A 2,164-nucleotide genomic window follows, 5' to 3' on the forward strand; every position below is an offset into this window, starting at 1 on the left:
CCAAAAAGGCGTTGGTCGGTTTCATGAGTTTTCCTCTCGAAAGATTAGCAAGCTGGCAAACCCAGCTTCGATGCGATTTGGGAAAGAGCCTGTGCGGGACACAGGCCCGATCAGATCGCACGCGGTGGATCGAGAGGGCCGGAAGGTGTGATGCCGGTCAAAAGACGACCATCAGCCGCAAAGATGTCTTTGCTGGTGATCGATGCTGCTTCGGGTGCAGCTTCGCCAGGCAGAAGCGCAGGCAGGAAATGACAGCTGTGTTTAGGCTCAAGACTGCTATCGCAGCGATGTGCGGGCGTATCGGTCGTCATCTCCGTGACGCCTTGTTCAGGTTCGGCGACCATCGCATGGCTCGCCGCCATCGCGCCGGAAAGCGAAGCAGAGATTGCCACCGCAGCGATCAAGAGAAAACGAACCAAGGAGATACGATATACCTACACGGGGTATCTTGCGCATTACAAGTCACGGCCGCGCTACGTGCCGACGCACCAGCTACGTGCTGACGCACCAAAAGTCATCGTGGGAAACATCACTCTACTACAACGCCACGCGATGTTTCCAGCGACAGGAGCGCTACGATGGATTTCGGTCGGTGGAGCGACGGCTTACGTACTTGCAGCGAAGATCCACCTCTTTCGAGATCACTACCCTCTAATTTCTCGAAATTCTGCGCCATTTATGAGTGTCCGCTTCAGTGAAGCTGCGATGCGGCAATCGCCGTCAAGGCCAAGGTCGGCAATGGGCCGGCTGCGACGAAAACGGCGCAGGCCAATGCGCTCACGGGCAGCTTCTCAGCAATCCATCATCTCGCGCAACAATCGTTCGGGACCACTATGTGAAAAAGGTCGGATGCCTCTTCGGCCCTCCTACACCCAACCGCCTCACCTGCGCCGGTAGAGCCATAGCACCACAGGTGCCAGGGCCATCGTCAAGACGACCGGCGCGATCAAGGCGAGCCCGATCTGCGACAGGCTGGCTGTGCCTGACATCAAGCCTCGTAGGGCAGTCGTCATCAGGGAGACCGGGTTCACCTCGACAAAGCTGCGGAGCCAGCTTGGCATCGTCGCCGGATCGACCATGATGTTGGAAGCGAAGGTGACCGGAAACAGGATAGTAAATCCCAGCGTCATCACCGTCATCGGCGTTCGCACCAGAAGACCCAGTACGATGAACACCCAGCCCATGCCAAAGCCGATCGTCACCAGCATGGCAAAGGCCGCGAGCGTGCCAAGCAGACCCGCTTCCGGACGGTAGCCAAGGGCGAGCCCGATGCCCAAGATGATCCCGCCGGCGATAAGGTGGCGCAGGACGTCCCCGACCATCAGACCTGCGAACGGGGCAAGCGACCAGATCGGCAGGGTGCGGAAGCGATCGAACAGGCCCTTCTGGAAATCTGTAGATAGACCCATGCCGGAGTAGACCGAGTTGAACACGACGGTCTGCACCAGAATTCCCGGCAGGAAATACTGCAGATAGTCGCCCGTCGATCCGGCCAGCGCTCCCCCGAAGACGAAGGTGAACAGGAGCGTGAACATGATCGGCGTCATGATCAGGTCGAACAATTGTTCCGGCACATGGCGGAATTTCAGGATCGCACGCCAGCCAAAGACCAGCGCGTTCGACAGCGGTCCGGGCGGGGGCGGCGGAGGAACTCGGCGCAGCGCCGCTATGCCAGGTGTTCCGGGCTCGGGAGCTTTTACAGTGGCCCGCGAGACCGGCACGTCAGCAGTCAGATCGGTCATGAGTGGGCCCTTTCTCTTTCGGACACCGTCTCAGAGGCCGAAGTCTCTGGCGTGCCAGTCAGGGCAAAGAAGACCTCGTCGAGGCTCGGCGCGCCCATTCGGAAATCGGCTACCGCGAACCCGCCGGAGATCAGCGCCGCGACGGCCGCATTGGCCGCAGATGCATCGCCCGCCAGCACCGAAAGCTCGGCACCCTCCGGGCTACGCTGCACCGCGCTTCCCAGATCCTCAGACAACAGGTCCGCCGCAGCCTCGATCTGGCCGTGATCGGCGAGCGAGACATGCAAGACGCCAGAGCCGGTGGCCGCCTTCAGTTCACGGCTGGTGCCTTCGGCAATCTTGCGCCCGTGGTTGATGACCGCGATCCGGTCCGCGAGTTGATCAGCCTCCTCGAGGTACTGAGTTGTGAGGAGGATTGTCAC

3 protein-coding genes are annotated in these 2,164 nt (G+C 60.4%); all 3 read right to left on the reverse strand.

Features of this window, described 5'->3' with window-relative positions; genetic code table 11:
- Window positions 1–110: 110 nt before the first annotated feature.
- Window positions 111–419: a hypothetical protein gene (locus BM171_RS18560; protein WP_093016126.1), complete on the reverse strand. Its 309-nt coding sequence runs from the start codon at window positions 417–419 to the stop codon at window positions 111–113.
- A 462-nt stretch (window positions 420–881) separates the two neighbouring features.
- Window positions 882–1,742, reverse strand: coding sequence for an ABC transporter permease (locus BM171_RS18565; protein ID WP_093016129.1), 861 nt, complete (start codon window positions 1,740–1,742; stop codon window positions 882–884).
- Window positions 1,739–2,164: ATP-binding protein DrrA1-3 family domain-containing protein (locus tag BM171_RS18570; protein ID WP_245760349.1), on the reverse strand; the 426-nt coding region annotated here is incomplete at its 5' end. The genes BM171_RS18565 and BM171_RS18570, both read right to left, overlap by 4 nt.

Origin of the sequence: Roseivivax halotolerans (assembly GCF_900115815.1) — a bacterium.
Taxonomy (GTDB): Bacteria; Pseudomonadota; Alphaproteobacteria; order Rhodobacterales; family Rhodobacteraceae; genus Roseivivax; species Roseivivax halotolerans.

Excerpts from the sequence above, each read along its gene's own strand:
- BM171_RS18565 (WP_093016129.1), bottom strand. The coding sequence starts at position 1,742 with ATGACCGATCTGACTGCTGACGTGCCGGTCTCGCGGGCCACTGTAAAA.